At 57.6% G+C, this 17,118-nt stretch carries 13 protein-coding genes; 11 read left to right on the forward strand and 2 right to left on the reverse strand.

The annotated features are described in order from the left end of the window. Positions 1–2: 2 nt before the first annotated feature. The 8 genes from BM269_RS23270 (at position 3) to BM269_RS23300 (ending at position 11,690) form a co-directional block, all read left to right on the forward strand. Positions 3–1,292: an MFS transporter gene (locus BM269_RS23270; protein WP_090442896.1), complete on the forward strand. Its 1,290-nt coding sequence runs from the start codon at positions 3–5 to the stop codon at positions 1,290–1,292. A gap of 3 nt (positions 1,293–1,295) precedes the next feature. Next, positions 1,296–2,393 carry an ABC transporter ATP-binding protein gene (locus BM269_RS23275; RefSeq protein ID WP_090442899.1) on the forward strand — a complete coding sequence of 366 codons (1,098 nt, stop codon included), beginning with the start codon at positions 1,296–1,298 and terminating at the stop codon, positions 2,391–2,393. 95 nt (positions 2,394–2,488) lie between these two features. Further along, positions 2,489–3,784, forward strand: coding sequence for a tetratricopeptide repeat protein (locus tag BM269_RS23280; protein ID WP_090442901.1), 1,296 nt, complete (start codon positions 2,489–2,491; stop codon positions 3,782–3,784). Between the two features lie 164 nt (positions 3,785–3,948). Then, on the forward strand, positions 3,949–5,643 hold the full coding sequence (locus BM269_RS23285; protein WP_170860463.1) for a PoNe immunity protein domain-containing protein: 1,695 nt from the start codon (positions 3,949–3,951) through the stop codon (positions 5,641–5,643). A gap of 51 nt (positions 5,644–5,694) precedes the next feature. Beyond that, entirely contained in the window at positions 5,695–5,940 is a 246-nt protein-coding gene (locus BM269_RS23290) for a hypothetical protein (protein ID WP_090442907.1), read from the forward strand. 101 nt (positions 5,941–6,041) lie between these two features. Next, a complete protein-coding gene (locus BM269_RS23295; RefSeq protein ID WP_090442912.1) occupies positions 6,042–8,981 on the forward strand; it encodes a type VI secretion system Vgr family protein in 2,940 nt (979 codons plus the stop codon). Next, on the forward strand, positions 8,978–11,176 hold the full coding sequence (locus tag BM269_RS29190; protein WP_139232845.1) for a lysozyme family protein: 2,199 nt from the start codon (positions 8,978–8,980) through the stop codon (positions 11,174–11,176). Before BM269_RS23295 ends, BM269_RS29190 begins: the two co-directional genes overlap by 4 nt. Before the next feature lies 1 nt (position 11,177). Continuing rightward, positions 11,178–11,690, forward strand: a complete 513-nt coding sequence (locus BM269_RS23300; RefSeq protein WP_090442915.1) for a hypothetical protein — start codon at positions 11,178–11,180, stop codon at positions 11,688–11,690. A gap of 114 nt (positions 11,691–11,804) precedes the next feature. Here the strand turns inward: BM269_RS23300 and BM269_RS29195 are convergent, their stop codons facing one another. After that, complete coding sequence (locus tag BM269_RS29195) at positions 11,805–12,137, reverse strand: hypothetical protein (RefSeq protein ID WP_139232846.1); 333 nt, start codon at positions 12,135–12,137, stop codon at positions 11,805–11,807. A 443-nt stretch (positions 12,138–12,580) separates the two neighbouring features. Here BM269_RS29195 and BM269_RS29200 point away from each other — a divergent pair, with 443 nt between their 5' ends. Both BM269_RS29200 and BM269_RS23305 read left to right on the forward strand, forming a co-directional pair. Beyond that, positions 12,581–13,051 carry a hypothetical protein gene (locus tag BM269_RS29200; protein ID WP_139232847.1) on the forward strand — a complete coding sequence of 157 codons (471 nt, stop codon included), beginning with the start codon at positions 12,581–12,583 and terminating at the stop codon, positions 13,049–13,051. A 358-nt stretch (positions 13,052–13,409) separates the two neighbouring features. Continuing rightward, positions 13,410–15,161: a hypothetical protein gene (locus BM269_RS23305; RefSeq protein ID WP_090442918.1), complete on the forward strand. Its 1,752-nt coding sequence runs from the start codon at positions 13,410–13,412 to the stop codon at positions 15,159–15,161. A 37-nt stretch (positions 15,162–15,198) separates the two neighbouring features. On the opposite strand, the gene BM269_RS29205 is transcribed toward BM269_RS23305, so the two are convergent. Continuing rightward, positions 15,199–16,026 (reverse strand): hypothetical protein, encoded by an 828-nt coding sequence (locus tag BM269_RS29205; protein ID WP_139232848.1) that lies wholly within the window; start codon positions 16,024–16,026, stop codon positions 15,199–15,201. Positions 16,027–16,247: 221 nt separating this feature from the next. Here BM269_RS29205 and BM269_RS23320 point away from each other — a divergent pair, with 221 nt between their 5' ends. Beyond that, positions 16,248–17,087: a M15 family metallopeptidase gene (locus BM269_RS23320; protein WP_229204771.1), complete on the forward strand. Its 840-nt coding sequence runs from the start codon at positions 16,248–16,250 to the stop codon at positions 17,085–17,087. Positions 17,088–17,118: the final 31 nt, after the last annotated feature.

The raw sequence follows: 17,118 nt of genomic DNA on the forward strand, positions 1-17,118 counted from the left end.
CGATGGACGCCGCACGCCACAACCCGTTGAAGTGGATCCCCACGCTGTACCTGGCGCAGGGCCTGCCCTACTTCGCCATTGCCCTCGTCTTCGGCCAGATGATGAAGAGCATGAACATGTCCAACGCTGAGATCAGCCATTGGCTGGCCTTCCTCGGCGGCGCCTGGATCTTCAAACCCTTGTGGAGTCCCTTCCTGGAACTGGCTTCCAGCAAAAAGCTGGTAGTGGTCAGCCTTCAGCTGTTCGGCGGCGTGTGCCTTGGGCTGGTGGCGCTGGCACTGCAATTCCCGTTCTGGCTGAGTGCCAGCGTGGCAGTGCTGTTCCTGGCGTCGATCGCGTCCGCCACACATGATATTTCCTGCGACGGCCTGTACATCGCCAGCCTGTCGAAGAAAGGTCAGGCACAGTACGCTGGTTGGACCGGCACATTCTTTAACGCCGGCCGCCTTCTAGCACAGGGGGGCTTGCTGACGCTGGCCGGCTATCTAGAGAAGTCGTATGGCGTCACCTCCGCCTGGACGGTCATTTTCGGCATCATCGGACTGACCATGTGCGCGCTGGGCAGCTACAACTTCTGGGCCCTGCCCCTCAGCCCTAACCCGCGCATGTCTGAACACAACGCCGCCGCCGTTGCACGCACGCTGGGCGAAGTCATCATCGACTACTTCCGCAAGCCTGGCATCTGGATTTCGATCCTGTTCATCATTTTGTTCCGCGCTGGCGAGGCGCAGGTGGCAACTATCGGTCCTCTGTTCCTGAGAGAAGCTCGCGCTGCCGGCGGTTTGGGGCTGGATACGGCGCAAGTAGGCATGGTGTACGGTACCGGCGGCACTATCGCCTTCATCATCGGCTCCATCGCAGGCGGTTATTTCACTTCGTGGCTTAGCCTGCGCCGCGCCATCCTGTTCCTGATCCTGGCGGTGAATCTGCCAAACCTGGTGTTCTACTACCTGTCGCACGCGCTGCCGACCGACCTGACAGTGATCGGAGTCGCGTTGAGCCTGGAAATGTTCGGCTACGGCTTCGGCTTCGTCGGTCTCATCCTGTACATGATGCAGGTGGTCGCACCGGGCAAGTACACTACTGCGCATTACGCTTTCTCCACCGGCGTGATGCAGCTGGGCTTTGTGTTCTTCCGTGGGATCAGCGGCGACATTCAGTCCGCGCTGGGCTACAAGAACTTCTTCTTATGGGTGCTGGTGGCCGCCATCCCGGTCACCATCCTGTCGCAGTTCATCCCGATGGAATCGCGCGAACAAGGCAGTGGCGAAGCCGTGCCCGAGGCAGCCTGATTCATGGCGTCGGTCTCGCTGCGCAATATCGCCAAGCGCTATGGCGACAACGCCCCGGTGATCCAGGGCATTGACCTTGACATCGCGGATGGAGAGTTCACCGTATTCGTCGGCCCTTCCGGCTGCGGCAAATCGACGCTGCTGCGCATGATCGCGGGACTGGAGGAAATCAGCGGTGGCGAACTGCATATCGGCGGCCAGCTCGCCAACAACGTACCGCCGGCCCAGCGCGGGCTGGCCATGGTGTTCCAGTCCTATGCGCTATACCCGCATATGACGGTGTACGAGAACATGGCTTTCGGCCTGAAGCTGGCCGGGCACAAGGCCGATGTGGTGCGCGCCGCAGTCGAACGCACCGCCGCCACGCTGCAAATCGACCACCTGCTCGAGCGCAGGCCGAAGGAGCTATCGGGCGGCCAGCGCCAGCGCGTCGCCATCGGCCGCGCCATCGTGCGCAAGCCGCAGCTATTCCTGTTCGACGAACCGCTGTCCAACCTGGACGCCGGCCTGCGCGTGCAGATGCGCCTGGAGATCGGCCGCCTGCACAAAGAACTGGGCACCACCACCATTTACGTGACGCACGACCAGGTCGAAGCGATGACGCTGGGCCAGCGCATCGTGGTGTTCAACGGCGGCAAGGTCGAGCAGGCCGGCACACCGCAGGAGCTGTACAACAAACCGGCCAACCTGTTCGTTGCCGGCTTCCTCGGCGCGCCACGCATGAACTTCATTCCGGCTGAAGTGATCGCCCTGGGCGCCACGCACGTGGCGGTGCTGGTGCCGGGCGGCGCCATTGTGGAAGTGGCGGCCCTGCCCGGCGACGTCGAGCGCGGCAGCCGCGTCACGCTTGGCGTGCGTCCGGAACACCTGCAACTGCGGGAAGAGGCTTACAATGCCGCCGCTGTAGCGATCAGCCATGTGGAGTACCTTGGCGATCAATCGATTGTTTATGCGGCTTTGCCCGGCATGGCGGAGGCGCTGGCGGTCAAACTGGCGCAGGATTCGACCGTGCCGGCGCCCGGCGCGCCTGCCACGCTATTCCTGCCGCCGGAGCGCTGCATGCTGTTTGCAGCCGACGGCACGGCTTTCAACCGGCCATAAGAAATCGTTACAATTGGCTACTTCAGAAAACCGGTCCCATGACGAAATTATGGGAGAATAGACGTTTGCCTCAACCACAAGAAGGATCACATACCATGACCCAACATCGTTTCGCACGTATCGGCTTGCTGCTGGCAGCCATCGGCCTGGGCGCAGTCCCGGCGCTGGTCCAGACCGCCCACGCGCAAGACAAACAGGCTGCCGCCAGCGCTCCACAAGAGACAGTGCGTAAAGATATGGTCAAATTCCTGGACGGTAAAGTCCTGGGGCCCCTGCTGGATTCCAAGAAATTTGGCGAAGTGACCGCCTTGCTGGACCAGGCAGACGCAATGCCGAACAAGACCCCTTACGAACAGTACTTCATCAACCGCATGCGCCTGGCCACTGCCCTGGGCATGAACGACAAGCCGAAGCTGATCGAAATGCTGGAGTACGTGCTGGCTTCCGGCCGCCTGGAAAAAGAAGAGCAAGCCAAGTTCACCCAGGCCCTGGCTGGCTACTACCAGGAACAGAAGAACTACCCTAAGACCATCGAAAACCTGCAGAAGTACAGCCAGATGACCGGCGACCCGAAAGCGGCGCGCCAGATCATGGCGATCCGCTTCGAGTCCGGCGACTACAAGGGCGTGCAAGCCGACCTGCTGAAGAAACTGAACGACAGCATCAAGGCCAAAGAGCCGATGACCCGTGAAGAACTGCACATGCTGGCCGACTCTTCGCACCGCCTGAAAGACAAGGGCACCTACCTGGTCGCGCTGGAAGGCCTGGTACGCTGGCATCCGCGTGACCGCTACTGGTCGGACATGCTGTACCGCACCCGCGGCAAGGAGAACTACTCGACCCGCTTCTCGGCCGACATTATCCGCCTGCAGAAGGTCGCCACCACCAAGATGGAAGAACAGGACTACCTGGAACTGGCCGAAGTCGACCAGCTGGAAGGCCAGTTCATCGAAGGCAAGGCAGTGCTGGACGCCGGCATCGCCAATGGCGCTGTGACCCAGAACGCCAAGGTCAAGAAGCTGAAGTCCGAACTGGACCGCCAGGCAGCCGACGACATGAAGAACATCGCCGCCTCCGAATCTTCGGCGCGCAAGGCCAAGAACGGCACCGGCCTGGTAAACCTGGGCTACGCTTTCGTGACCATGGGCCAGCATGACAAAGGCATCCAGCTGATCCAGGACGGTATCGCCAAGGGCGGCCTGAAAAATGCCGATGACGCCAAGCTGCGCCTGGGCTACTCCTACGCGATGGCAGGCAAGAAGGATGAAGCCGTCAAGATCCTGGAAACCGTGCAAGGCGCCGACGGCCGTGCCGACCTGGCCCGCTACTGGATCCTGTGGGTCAACCGCCCATACCCAGCGACTGCCGGCGACGACGAAAAGCAAGGCTAAGCCGAGCGCCTAAGCGTCTAAGTAATACAACAAAGCGGGAATGGCTTTCGGGCCCTTCCCGCTTTTTTTCGCCCGCTCCCCCCGATTCAATTGAATCACTCTTGCCGTTCACGAAATTCTAGGCTGTAATGGCGGTCCGCACCGTTACAGAAAGAGCAACACCCATGCATGCCCCGCTGTCAGAAGGTGACTTTCAGCAGTCCCTGCGCGATCCCCTGCTTAGGTATTACGGCTACGAAGAAAATTTCAACGACCAGCTCCAGACGTTCGAGCATGTGCGGGAACGCCTGCAGCAAACGCCGGAGATGATTTCGGCGATCCCCCTGTATAACCTGATGAACACGACCAAGCGCCTGGCGACGGATGCAAGCGCGTTCCTGGTGAACTGCTACAGCGGCGGGCACGATATCGCGCAACTGCAATCCTTTTATGACCGTGCGGTCGAATATTGGGAGACCTACGCCCATTACAACCAGGCTTATAACGACAGCAACGACCGCGAGACTTCGTGGCCGCACGTTGCGCTCGCCGGCCCGGAGTACCACCAGGCCCTGACCATGATTTGCATGGGCATCCTGCTGGGCAAACAGGATGTGCTGCACCGCCTGGTGCCGCTGATCGACTACCTCAATGAAAAGCGCGATGCGCTGGTCGAGCGTTTGCTTAGCTGCTGCGTCGAGGGCCGCGATCCTGCTGCCAGCATCTGCCGCCGCAACCTGCCGTATTCGAAAGCGCTCCCGATCTTCGCCGCGCAGCCTTCCGAGCGCCCGGCACTGATGGCGCAATACCTCGCCGAATGGTACGAGGCAAGCCGCCGCGAAAACTACTATGACCTGCACAAGTCAGGCTACCAGTTCGTCGGCTATTGGTCGTGGGAGGCCGCCGCCATCACCCTGGTGCTGGGCATCGACGACGCGAGCTATCGCCACCTGCCCTACTACCCGGCGGACATGGTCGCCTTCGCGCTCCAGGCCAATGCCGGCAAGATGCCCGCCTACGTGGCACCGCCCGTCGAGGAAAGCGCACAACTGCCGCAGCCCCGGACAATCGACGAACTGGCCGAATTCTGGCGACATAAAAAGCTGTCCCCCGCCGACTTCGAGCAACGGCGCCGCTCCAGCCGCATGCGCTATGCCAGCTATGAAGAAAACCTGGTGCACTTCACCGACAAGGTCTGCTACGACTGCGCCGATCCCGACCAGTATGACGGAGCGCACCAGTTGGCATGGGAATCCGTGAATCACCTGCGCAACAGCTACAGCGCGGGTCACGCACTGGAGGACCTCAATACTTTTTTTCCGCTGGCTCTCAGCTTTTGGGAAAGCTACGCGCGCTTCCTAACGCCATTTACGCCGTCGGAGGACGACGAGGACGAGGACTACTACAAGCATTGGCTGGACCTGCAAGACGATGACTATCACACCGGCTTGTCGCTGGTGTGCTTCGCCATCCTGCTGGGCCACCAGGACAAGCTGGCCCGCATCATGCCTATTCTCGACTATGACAATCGTCGTCGCGACGCGCTGCTGGAGCACCTGATCGCGCCTTTCGTGCCAGGCCGTGAAGCGCCGCCGAAGAAATGCACGCGCGGCAAACCATACTCGCAAACCCTGCCGATTTTCGCCTCGGCTCCGGAAAAGCGCCCCGCCATGATGGCCGAATACATGCAGGCCTGGTACGACATGAGCGAGGACGAACCCTACTTCGGCACCAACCGCAAGGGCTTCCAATTCTTCGGCTACTGGTCCTTCGAAGCAGCAGCCATCAGCTCTGTGCTGGGCATCGACGACACATCCTACCGCGACGACATCTTTTACCCGCGCGAACTGGCAGACTTCGCACGCTCGCGTATCGCATAAACCGGAGATTCACCATGAAAGCCCCATTCCTTGGCGCGCTGCTGTTCGCCATTGAGCGGATTTCGCGCCTTCAAGTCAAAGGCTGGCTTGCGCGTGATCTTTGCCCAGCGTGATGGCATGTGGGCCGACGATCGGCGCGTGACATTTACGGTCATGGAACTGAAAGCAAATGACGATCCGGAGACGGTAGATGCGCCGGCCTTGTCCTTCCGGCAGGTCAACAAGTTCACCAGCCAGCGCAAATTCTGCGACGTAGAGGAGGCAATGGACGCGGAAGCCGCTCGCCTGAAGCGATAACTTTCAATATGCAAGTATAGCGATTCAATTGAATCTTTCTTGCTTCAAAAGAACTTCTGGGCTGTAATGGCAGTCCGTATGGTTATCGAAAATACAATCTCATGCTGGACCGCCTCACTCAAGATACACGCCTGCTGCGACTGACCACGCCGCAGGGCGCCGCGCAGCTATTGATCGAATGCGCGCGCGGAGAGGAGTCCATCGGCAAACCGTTCTCCTTCGACATTTCAACCCTATCCAACGACGCCACCATCCCGCTCAAGTCACTGCTCGGGCAGCCGGCATTGCTGGAACTGGTGACTGCCGCAGGGCCGGCAGCACTGCGGCCATTCCACGGCCATATCACCGCCATCGAATTGAGCGGCTCCAATGGCGGCCTGGCGCGCTACGCGGTACGGCTGGAACCATGGACTGCCTTCCTCGCGCAAAACCGCGACAGCCGCGTGTTCCAGGACATGTCGGTGTGCGACATTCTCGATGCCGTGCTGGGAAGCTGGCAAGGCCAAGGCACGCTGGTACCCGAATGGCGATTCGAACTGACCGACCGCGCAGTCTATCCAAAGCGCAGTCTGTGCACGCAATACCAGGAAAGCGACTGGGCCTTCGCCGAACGCCTGATGGCTGAAGAAGGCCTGTTCTATTACTTTGAACATCGCAGCGACGGCCACGTGCTGGTGATCGCCGACCACAATGGTGCCTTCCAGCCGAACGCGCAGGCAGCGGTGCGGTTCACCCAGGCCGGTGCCGTGATGCGCGAAGACAGCATGGACCGCTGGCGCATGCAAGCCAGCCTGCTCACCAACGAAGTCGCACTGCAAAGCTGGGATTACCGCACCCTGGACCAGCGCGCCGCCAATGCAGGCAACGTGGACGTTAGCGGCATACCGCTTGCCGCACGCGACGTGCCGGGCGCTTACGCCTATAGCGGCCGCGAACATGGTCAAAGGCTGGCCGAACGCCGCCTGCAGGCACTCGACGTCGCGCGCAAGAACATGACCGGTGCAGGCACCGTGCGCACCATGGCGCCCGCGACACGCTTTGCCCTGCAGGGCGAACCGGTGACGGGCGACAGCGGCGACTTCATTGTCATTCGCGTACTGCACCTGATGCACAACAACCTGGCCGCGCAAATGCGCTCGAATATCCAGCGCGAGCTTGGCCAGGCCGCGCTGCAATTGCTGAACGACGGCGACCTGGCCGAAAGTCGCCATGCGGTCGGCGACGCCATTGCCGAGCGCCCGCTGTACCGCAACCGCATCGACGCCATCGAAGCCGCCCTACCCTACCGCAGCGCGTCGCAGTGGAAGCGCCCCACCGTGCAGGGGCAACAGACCGCCATCGTGGTCGGTCCCTCCGGTGCGCCGATCCACACCGACCGCGATCACCACGTCAAAGTCCAGTTCCACTGGCAACGCGGCGACAGCAGCCATAGCCGCCTCGCGCCTACGATGCAAGCCGGCGACACCGGTGCCCCGGCCGACGACAGCGCCGGCACCTGGGTGCGCGTCGCCACGCCGCTGGCGCCCATCGCAGGCGCCAACTGGGGCAGCAACACCCTGCCGCGCGTCGGCCAGGAAGTGCTGGTCGACTTCCTCGAAGGCGACATCGACCGCCCCGTCATCATTGGCGCCCTGTACAACGGCGACGGCCAGGCCGACGCCCAACACAACAAGGTTGGCGCAGGCACCGGCGCAGCTACCGGTAACGCGCCCGTATGGTTTCCCGGCGCAGCCGGCGGCCACGCCCACCCGGCATCCCTGTCCGGCCTGAAAAGCCAGGCCATGCAAAGCAGCCAGGCCGGCACCGGCGCTTACAGCCAGCTGGTGTTCGACGACTCTCCCGGCCAGTCACGCGTGGCCCTGCAACGCCACGCCAGGCCGCACCATGGCACGGCGGAACTGAACCTCGGCCACCTGCGCCACCAAAGCGACAACCAGCGCCTGCATGCAGTTGGCTTTGGCGCGGAACTGAAGACCGAACACGCACTCGCCCTGCGCTCCGGCCAGGGCATGCTGCTCTCTACCCACGCCGCGCGCGGCGCCAGCGGCAATGTACTGGATGCCCGCTCGGCGCAAAACCAGGTTGAAAGCGCCAGGCGACTGCAGGTCTCGCTGACCGACCAGGCCCAGACCCACAAGGCCGACTTGCCAAAGCAAGATGTCGCCGACAAGCTGCCTGTGACGGAAGGATTGCAACGCACCGCGGACACCCTCGCCACGCGCACCAATGGCGGCGCGCCAGCCTTCGACGCACCGCTGCTGCAAGTCGACAGCCCATCGGGCATCATCGCAGCCACGCCAGCGGACGCGCTGCTGTCTTCCGAGAGCGCCAGCAGCGTGACCGCCAGCCAGGACATCAACTTCGCCGCGCAGGCGAACCTACTGCATTCGTCGGCTGGCGGCATCAGCCTGTTCACCTTTGGCAAGGCGACCACCAAGGAAAAGCCGAACCAGGAAACCGGCCTGCACCTCCACGCGGCAAGCGGCAAGTACAGCAGCCAAAGTCAGGATGGCGCAACCCACCTTACGGCAGACAAGGCAGTCACATTTGCGAGCATAAGCGACGAAGTAGCTGTCGCCGCAAAGCAGCACATTCTCCTGACCACCCAAGGGGCGGCTATTCGACTTGAGAATGGGGACATCACCCTCAATGCTCCGGGAAAGATCGAATTCAAGGCAAGCGTGAAAGAACTTGGTTCTGGGGCAAAGAGCCAACCAGACCTACCCCGCTTGCCAGTTGCTGCCGACCGACCGGACGTCTACAGCCAAAAGATCAATGTCACCAACCTTATCGGACTGGACGAAACCGGCGCAGTGTTGGCACGGGTGCCCTATTCCATTCGCGCCAAGGACGGGGCGCGAATCGCAACGTCGACTACAGACAAAAACGGGAACACACAACGTATATTTACGAAAGAGAAAGAAGAGGTTGACTTGTATCTAGGCGAAGGCGAGTGGCGCGTGTTTGTGGACGTGAAACATGATATTCCGGTTGCACAGCATCATGATGAAAACAGTACCGATGAAGATAGCAACATATGAGTAATGTTCCATCTTTGCTTGATCCGCCACCAATTGATTCTTCGCTCGAACAGGCGGATCTGGACATGGCGATCGAATCGACTGCGCCACCTGCAACCGCACCTGCCACGCCACCAACCGAGCCGGAATCAGTACCCGAACACTCGCCTGCGAAGAATGCAGATGGGGCTGCTACAGCAAGCAAACAGCAAACCAACGTTGAGTCGACAGAGGCGCTCACAGCGGAGTCTGCAGCAACTACAACCGACGATACGATCGCGTTCAACTTGCAGCTCATCGATTTCGCTGGCGACCCAATTGCCGGGTTGAAGTATCGAATAATCGTAGGTAAGACCGAATATGAAGGCACGACAGACGCTAAGGGAAATGGCCAGGAAATCACCGGCCTGAAGCCGCTTGAGCCGTTGGAAATCCTTGTTCGTAAATCCAATGGTGATTACTCGTCCAAGTACAAGGGCTTTACCGAATGTGCCGACATGAACGTGTGCGGGGTGAGTCCACATATCAAAATACCTGTAACAACCGACCGTCATGAGGGAGAGCCTGCGCCAGCGGCTCCCACTGCGCCAGCTATAGCATCACTGCCACCCGCCCTGGCAATGCCAGCCGAAGTCGCGCAAGTCAAGCCTGCGCCAGCTACCAAAAGTGCTCCCTCGGCAGCGTCAGCGCCCGGTAAGGGGCAGATCGAGTCAGGTGGCAAAGGAACGAACAAAGAAACTACGGAATGTAGGAACTCAAAAGGCAACCCAACTGCTACGTTGAGAGAGCGCGCGATCGACTGGGCTAAGCGCAATCACATCCCCACTTTTGGAATCTGGAACTGGGACGATTTCCGCCCAAATGCACAAGGTTGCACGACACCAGCCTTTAGGGAAAGTGCACTTGGCGGCGATACGCAGCCTAAGGCTCCCAACAAAGACCTTCCAAAAGCAAGTAGTGCTCCAAAAATCAAGGTTTCCGACCCAGAGCAAGCCGCGCCCAAGAAAGTAAAGGAGTTGCTCGAAATCATGGAGGAGCAGACCGGTTGGGAATGGAAGAAAATGTACGAAGAAGACAAACTGATGTCCGTAGAAATCGTGGCGGGTTTGACGAAAAAGACATTTCAACCGAGAACAGGAAAGGATTCAGGCCAATTCGATGGACGATGCTACCCGGCAATAAAAATTGGTTTATGGCGTGCTGGACTCGTTGCTGGAATTAATGACGACATCCCAGCAAAAACAGCGGGGCCGTGGCTCGAGCTAAATGGCTACAAGAACGTAATCAAAGACATCCCTGATGCCCGATGGTCGTTACCCGGTGATGTTATCGTTTATCGTTATCCGGACGAAATAGAAGCCGCAAATAAGAAGAAAGTAGAGGCAGCTGTAAAGCAATATGAGAAAGATCTGGCTGCTTATAATGCACGCAAATCTTCGTTCGAAAATGAAGTAACAGAATGGAAGCTTGCGACCGAGCGCCGAAAACTGGAGAAAGAGGAAGCAAAGAAAAATAAGAAGAGATACAACGGCGGGACAGATCCCAAGAAACCAGTCTTAGGTCCAATGCCTAAGCCGCCGAGTGATAAAAATTATGGCCACATTGATGTTCGATCCTACGACGGATATCTTAGTGACGCTAAAGCGCGCAGACTCCCCCTTGCCACCAAATTTGTAGTCATCGGAATCTATCGGAAGGTGTATGATCCGATTCCGAATCTCAGATTGCGGGCGTTCTTGAAAATATTGCGGGAATGGGAATGCCATGGAGAATCCAATGACGCCAAGCGTTATTTCATGTTGAATCGTCCACAAAATGGTAGCAGAGTATTTGCGGATACTTCAAAGCACCCTTGGGCGCCCGACGGCCCCAATGCAGGAAGTGCAGCTGGCGGATACCAAATACAACTCGAGACCTATGGAGACTACATTAAGCCAATCTGGGGGATAGAGCCCGGATTTTCGCCACAAAATCAAGATCGCATTGCAGTTACAATGTTCGAAAACAGATGGGAAAACGGCCCTGGCTCCATGAACGTTTTGAGTTTAATCCGGACCGGGGAAATTGAGCGTGCGGTAAAATTACTGAAAGGAACTTGGGTGAGTTTACCGGGTGGTTCTCAACCACGTAAAGAAGATAAGACTAGGCGAATCATGACAATGGACGACGTTATGTCTCGTTACAAAACGTTCTTGGCAGAATTAATTGAAAAATAGCATGAATCTAACGAACGTAAACAAATTTTTTGTGATGATTAGTATGGCCGTGTTTGGGACCAACATGGCATATGCGGAATCTCCAGCGATCTGCCAACAGATAGCAAAAGAGAAACACCCCGTTGCATACTTGCTTGATGCCAAGGGAAACATAATTGAAGACGCTGTAAACCTCGGGAGTGTCGCCTACAAGTATCAGAACACGGGTCACTTCACGATACCGACTGACTATAAAATCGTTCTTGCACCGGCAAGGCTACAAATCACGAACTGTCGAGCTGATTGCCTCGTGCTTAAAGAAGTGGCTCCTATGTGCAAAAACGCGAAGACATATAGCGTAAGCTACGTAATGACCGATCGGAATAGTCCCGCGGATCAAGGATGGCTTCCATGGAAGCTAGACGAAAGTGCGGGTGTATTCGTGGTTGAAGACCCCTCGTCTGATTATGACGTCGTTGTCAACTATAAGTTCAAACCGCGTGTAACCGGTGAGCTGTACAACCCGAAAAAGTAACACCGTTAAAGTCTTACGCGATTAAGCCGATCCAATTTGACATGCTGATTGATTTTTTTTCATTCGGCGCATACCGGAACTACTTGCGCTTGATTATGACATGATGGCCGGGTATTAATGTGACTTAGGTCCAGGCTGGCCTTCATCGTATCCGCAAGCTTTGCCCGCTCCGGCTTGGCCTACGATTTCGAGAACGGCGTTCCTTTGACGGTCGGTGCACATATGGGCGAGACAACGATTGAAGCCGTGCAGATTCGCTTGAACGGTCGCGACGTGGAACTGGCCATCTTTTTGAGCAATGCGACCAAGCGCCCGCAAATCAAATATCGCCATCGGGATTAAAGAGAAGGTCAATGAAAATGGATCGACGAGATAAGGGTTGAGAATGCGAATCACGAAAAACTTGATTATTGGAATATTTATTCTTGCCTTATATTCGACAGCCATAGCTGGGTCACAAGAAGGTCCGTACGTAATATGGGTCAATTTATCCGCCAATTCTCATGTAGACGAAGTTGTTCAGAATCATTTGGATTCAAAAGATCGTTGTGATAACCCGACCATGTTAGTCAAGGCACCTCCGGAATGGATTTCAAAAGACCTCATTCGTGACGCGCTGATAAACTCGAACAAAGGCTCGGTCAGGCAACTACAAAAGCTGATCCAGCGTCGATACAGTAATATAATTACCAAGGGGTTTGATGGAGTTTTAATATACGATGACAAACCCAAGCCTAAGTTTTCCATCTTAATCAACGGATGGGAGACGGTTGATCGTGTGAAGCCAAAGAACGAAAGCGACGACTCTCTTTGGGAAGGCTTTTGTTCCGCACTTCCGCCAATAACGCGCCCAATTTGAACTTCACACAACGTTCCTTACTTTATTATCTGTGAAAAATCCTCTATTTATATTTCTTTATTTTCTCCTCATTGCAAATGCAAGTGCTGGCGCGGCAGGCGGTCCTTATGTTGCCTGGATCAATCTCTCCCAAAATACAAGCATTGACCAGATGATAGAATCGAGGATAGCATCGGGCAGCAACTGTAATTACCCGGGCTTGGTTATCGTTTCAGTTCCCGAATGGATTTCTAAGGATATCGTTAAAAGTGCAATAGTGGAGAAAGATAAGAAATCGCTCCGAATATTAAAAGCAAAACTAAGGAAGCATCATAGCAGCTTAATTTCCGACGGATTTGACGGACTAATTTCCTACGAGGAAACAAACACCCGGAAATTTTCGGCTGCGGCATTAGTGTGGCCAAAGGTAATCAGTGAAGAGGTGGCACCGCGTTCAAGCGAAAAGGCGCTGTGGGACCTATTTTGTAGCCTGATTCCACCAGTTGGTAGGTCAGGCCTCTAAGGTAAGTCGAACGAGGGCTGCCACATCTCTAACAGCAAAGTTCCCGGCAGAGTGGAAATCAAACCCGCACACACCGATCCGCCCTGCGGCCGTGCAGCTGAGTCAGAACAATAGCAATTAATTTGAGCCTTCGTGCGAATCTCCTAGTGAAAATCACTGCATCAGCCCTGCTTGCCTTGTCCGCAATGCCCTCGTTGGCCGGAACACGCTCGGGGCCACACCTCATTTGTGTAAAACTGGGTCAGAGCCAGCATGGCTGGAAAACCGTTGTCAGATCGCCGCTTCCAAAGAACGCTTCAGAATCCAAGCGATGGAGTGAGTTCCGCATGTTCGTCCCACGTATCAGGCGGACAATCCGATGAAATTCAATGGCGCGCTTTCGATAGCGCTGATGTTGTCAGCGTGCTGTTTCGCCCGCTTGGGCTTTGCTTACGATTTCGAGAACGGCGTTCCTTTGACGGTCGGCGCACATCTGGGCGAGGCAAGGATTGAAGCTGTGCAGATTCGCTTGAACGGTCGCGACGTGGAACTCGCCATCTCTTTGAGCAATGCGACCAAGCATCCGCAATACGCAGGCTTCTATGCTGTGACGCCCCTGTTCGGCTACCTGGGCGAGGGCGAAGAACATGCGGACAAGACCTTCCACGATTTGAAGGCGTTCCAGGATGGAGAATCGCTACGCGTAATCAACACTCAACGTGCCTATTTTCTCGGGCAGGATGTCACCCATGTTCTGCGCAAGGCAGGCATTGGTCCGATTTACTCGAATGAGATCCATTGGAAAAAGCTCGCGAAACTGCCGTCGCTGCAGAATATTCGGGTAGAGAACTGGCAAAGCCAGGTGTCCTTCGGGTGGAGTGCGAGGATTGCGCCAGAATCGATGGCGGTTGAAACAGTCTCTTATGCGGCCCTGCCCCAGTTCGGAATAGAGTCGCTTGATTCCGACAACTTCTTGCATCTGGTGCAGCAGCATTGTGGCAATCCTGAGGAATTGAAGGGCTTAGTCCAACGCGCTGCGCCTGAGGAAACGGGTGTGCTGGCAGAGGTCTTTCAATTTCCGCTGCCCTTCCTGCAAATGAAAGACGCGCGCATAACGATCGAAAAACCTAAAAGCCGATGGATGCATTCGCGCGCGATTGCTGCCGTGGCATGCGGTTACGACGGAGAAATCGATTTACCTTCAGATGGCGTGATCAAGAGCGCCAACAACTCCATCTCCGTCCTGGTAGTGTCATTGCTGCCAAGCGCGCCCGCTGATGAGAGCCGTGCAATGCCAACGTTGCACTACGAAGTGGGCAAAGTCGCCTTTGCCGAAGACGTCGATCACATTCAGATCCTCAGCAAGCCGCAAGTGGGAATCAAAGTCCTACCGGGAGGGCATACGTGGCCACTCCTTCAGCTCGACGAAGATGGGCGGATCTATGCGGGGAGTACCGCAATCGATCCTGTATCTGGCGAGCCCACCGTTCCGTTCAGGGCAGATACGCGCGATAAAGTGCTGTTCCCCAACGATCTTGCAATAACGCCGACATGCAATGGCTACAAGATACGCCATCGTCAGTCGCAGTGCTCCTTGCCCTACAAGAGCCTTGGCGCCCCAAGTGGCAGGTCTCCATTCGAGGCGCTCCAAGTTGCCAACATTAAGTTGGCCGCATCGCAAGGCAAGGTGCTAGCCCTCGTCACGAGCTTCCTAAGCGACGGCCAGACGTCACAGTATCACGTGCGCTCGATTGACCCGCGAACTTGCAAAGTAAGCCTTACCGCCAAGCTTGGCAATCCGGATTTGCTGGTGGAGCTGGGGCAGTCCAGACGTGGTGGCTGGTGGATCACGGGTTCCATCGAACAGACTCTCTTGACTTCGCAAGATGGTAGGAAATGGAAGAAGGTCAAACTGCCTGAGGGGCTTTCGTCGCTGGTGAGCAGCTACGTGGTGGATAGCAAACAAATCTGGCTGGCCGGTGTTCTCGATAGCTCCGACGAGTATCCCAACCTGCTTGTTTACTCCGCCGATGGCGGTGCCAGCTGGACCAATTTGAAGAAGAACGATCCCCTGCTTGCGAAAGTGCCAGCCGGTTGGCTGGAAGGGCAAAAACGTAAAGTAGCCCAATAAGCGGCTGGCGCGAGGCAGCGCCAGCCAGCGCCGGGCGTCATGCGCCCGTCGCAGTTTTCTCAAGCTTGCTGCGGCTGTATACGCGGCATTCGTTTTTCTTCCAGCGGCCTTCGCACACACGAATACGGCAGCGGGCTGCGTCCTGCTTGCCCTGCTTCTTGCATTGATCGAGCGCCTTCGACAAGGAGACGCGGGCGTTCACCGACGTATCGTACTTGGCGTGCGCAACCAGGGCCGCAAGAAGCTGCAGGTCATTCTCCTCTTCCGCGGATGGCGGCGTGGCGTCTGGCTCGGACTCCTTGGCTGGCTTTTCCTTCACTGGCTTGCGCGCGGCCTTCGGCGCTGCAGGTTTGGCAGCGACAGGCGTACCGCTCTCCAACATCTGCTTCAACGATTCTTTCGGCTTGGGGCCGACGGGCGGCGGAGCTTCATCAATGATGGCCGCGGCTTGCGGCGTGGGCGCATTCAATGCGGCGAGCGGCGAATTGTCGGCGGGCGGCAAAGTCTCCGCTGCTACTGCCCCGGCAGCAGCCGGCGCACTGGCTGCAACCGCTGCTGCGACTGGCGCGGCCGGGGCTGGGGCTGGGGCTGGGGCTGGGGCTGGGGCTGGGGCTGGCGCGGGTGCAGCAGCCAGCGTAGCGGCAGCCGGTTCGCTATCGCCGAAGGACATGAACGCCAAGGCGACGCCGATCACCAGCACGCTGACGCCCCCGGCAATCAAATGTTTGCGGCGCGGCGCTTCCGCTGCCGGTGGTTCGAACGCGGCCGCCGGCGCCGCAGGTTGATTCTCTAGAGCATTTTGCTGCTCAGCCGTAAGCAGGCTTGGACGGCCTGCCGGTTTCCGGGTTTCGTTACTGGATGACAATGGATTACTCCTGGCAAAGGTTATCATTAATATACTTTACCTATGGAAAAAGGTGCGCACTCTAGGGCAAATCGCATTTGACGGGGGTGCGCACGATTGAAATCCAGGCAAAAGCGGATTATCAGAACTTCAAGATATACTTTCCCGCAAATAATTTATTGCTAAGGCGACACACGCCCGCGATGTTATCAAATTAGTAATTTAGATTCCAGGGGTCAATTGTGGTGGTCGTCGCCGTCGTGCTGTATTTCCTGCTGGCTTGCGCGCTGAGCTGGATGGTCCTGTTCCCTGCTGGGCGGGCCTATGTCTCGCGCCGCCTGGAGTTGGTAGGCAGCCGTTTCCAGCGCGGCGTACAAAACTTTGCGCGCCGTGGCGGCGAGCAGGCAGGCGCATTGGGGTCGGAATCGGCAATGGCCATGCGCCAGGGCGGCAACTTCCTGCGTGAGCACAAATGGACCGCGATTGCAGCGCTGGTGATCATGCTGCTGCCGGCGGGCGTTGCATGGATGGCGAGCAGCCGCACCATGGTGGGCGGCTTTGATGCGCCGGTGCGCGAGGCGAACCAGCAGGTATCGGCACTGCTGCAAGGCGAGCAGCTTGTGCCGCCGCCCTCCCTGCCGCCGATGTTGTTCATGACGCCGGAAGTGGAAGTCGTGCGCCCTAACCTGGTGTCGGCAAGCCGCGACTGGGCCCTGCTGGATAAGGAATATTCGCAGCGCTTGCTGCAGGCGTTCCGCATCATGAAGGAGCGCCATGGTTATGACATGGCCATCCTGGAGGGCTACCGCAGCCCCGAGCGCCAGGACGCGCTGGCGGCACAAGGCAGCAACGTGACCAACGCAAAAGCCTTCCAGAGCTGGCACCAATACGGCCTGGCCGCCGACTGCGCTTTCCTGCGCGACGGCAAGCTGGTGATCTCGGAGCGCGACCCTTGGGCCATGCGCGGTTACCAGTTGTTTGGTGAAGTGGCGGAGAGCTTGGGCCTGACCTGGGGCGGCCGCTGGAAGATGATGGATTTCGGCCATACGGAGTTGCGTGTGGACGGCGTGAGAAAGAAATAGGAGTTGCGGTGTGAGGCAGGCATGCAGAATT

The sequence above is a fragment of the Duganella sp. CF458 genome, assembly GCF_900113115.1.
Taxonomy (GTDB): domain Bacteria; phylum Pseudomonadota; class Gammaproteobacteria; order Burkholderiales; family Burkholderiaceae_D; genus Rugamonas.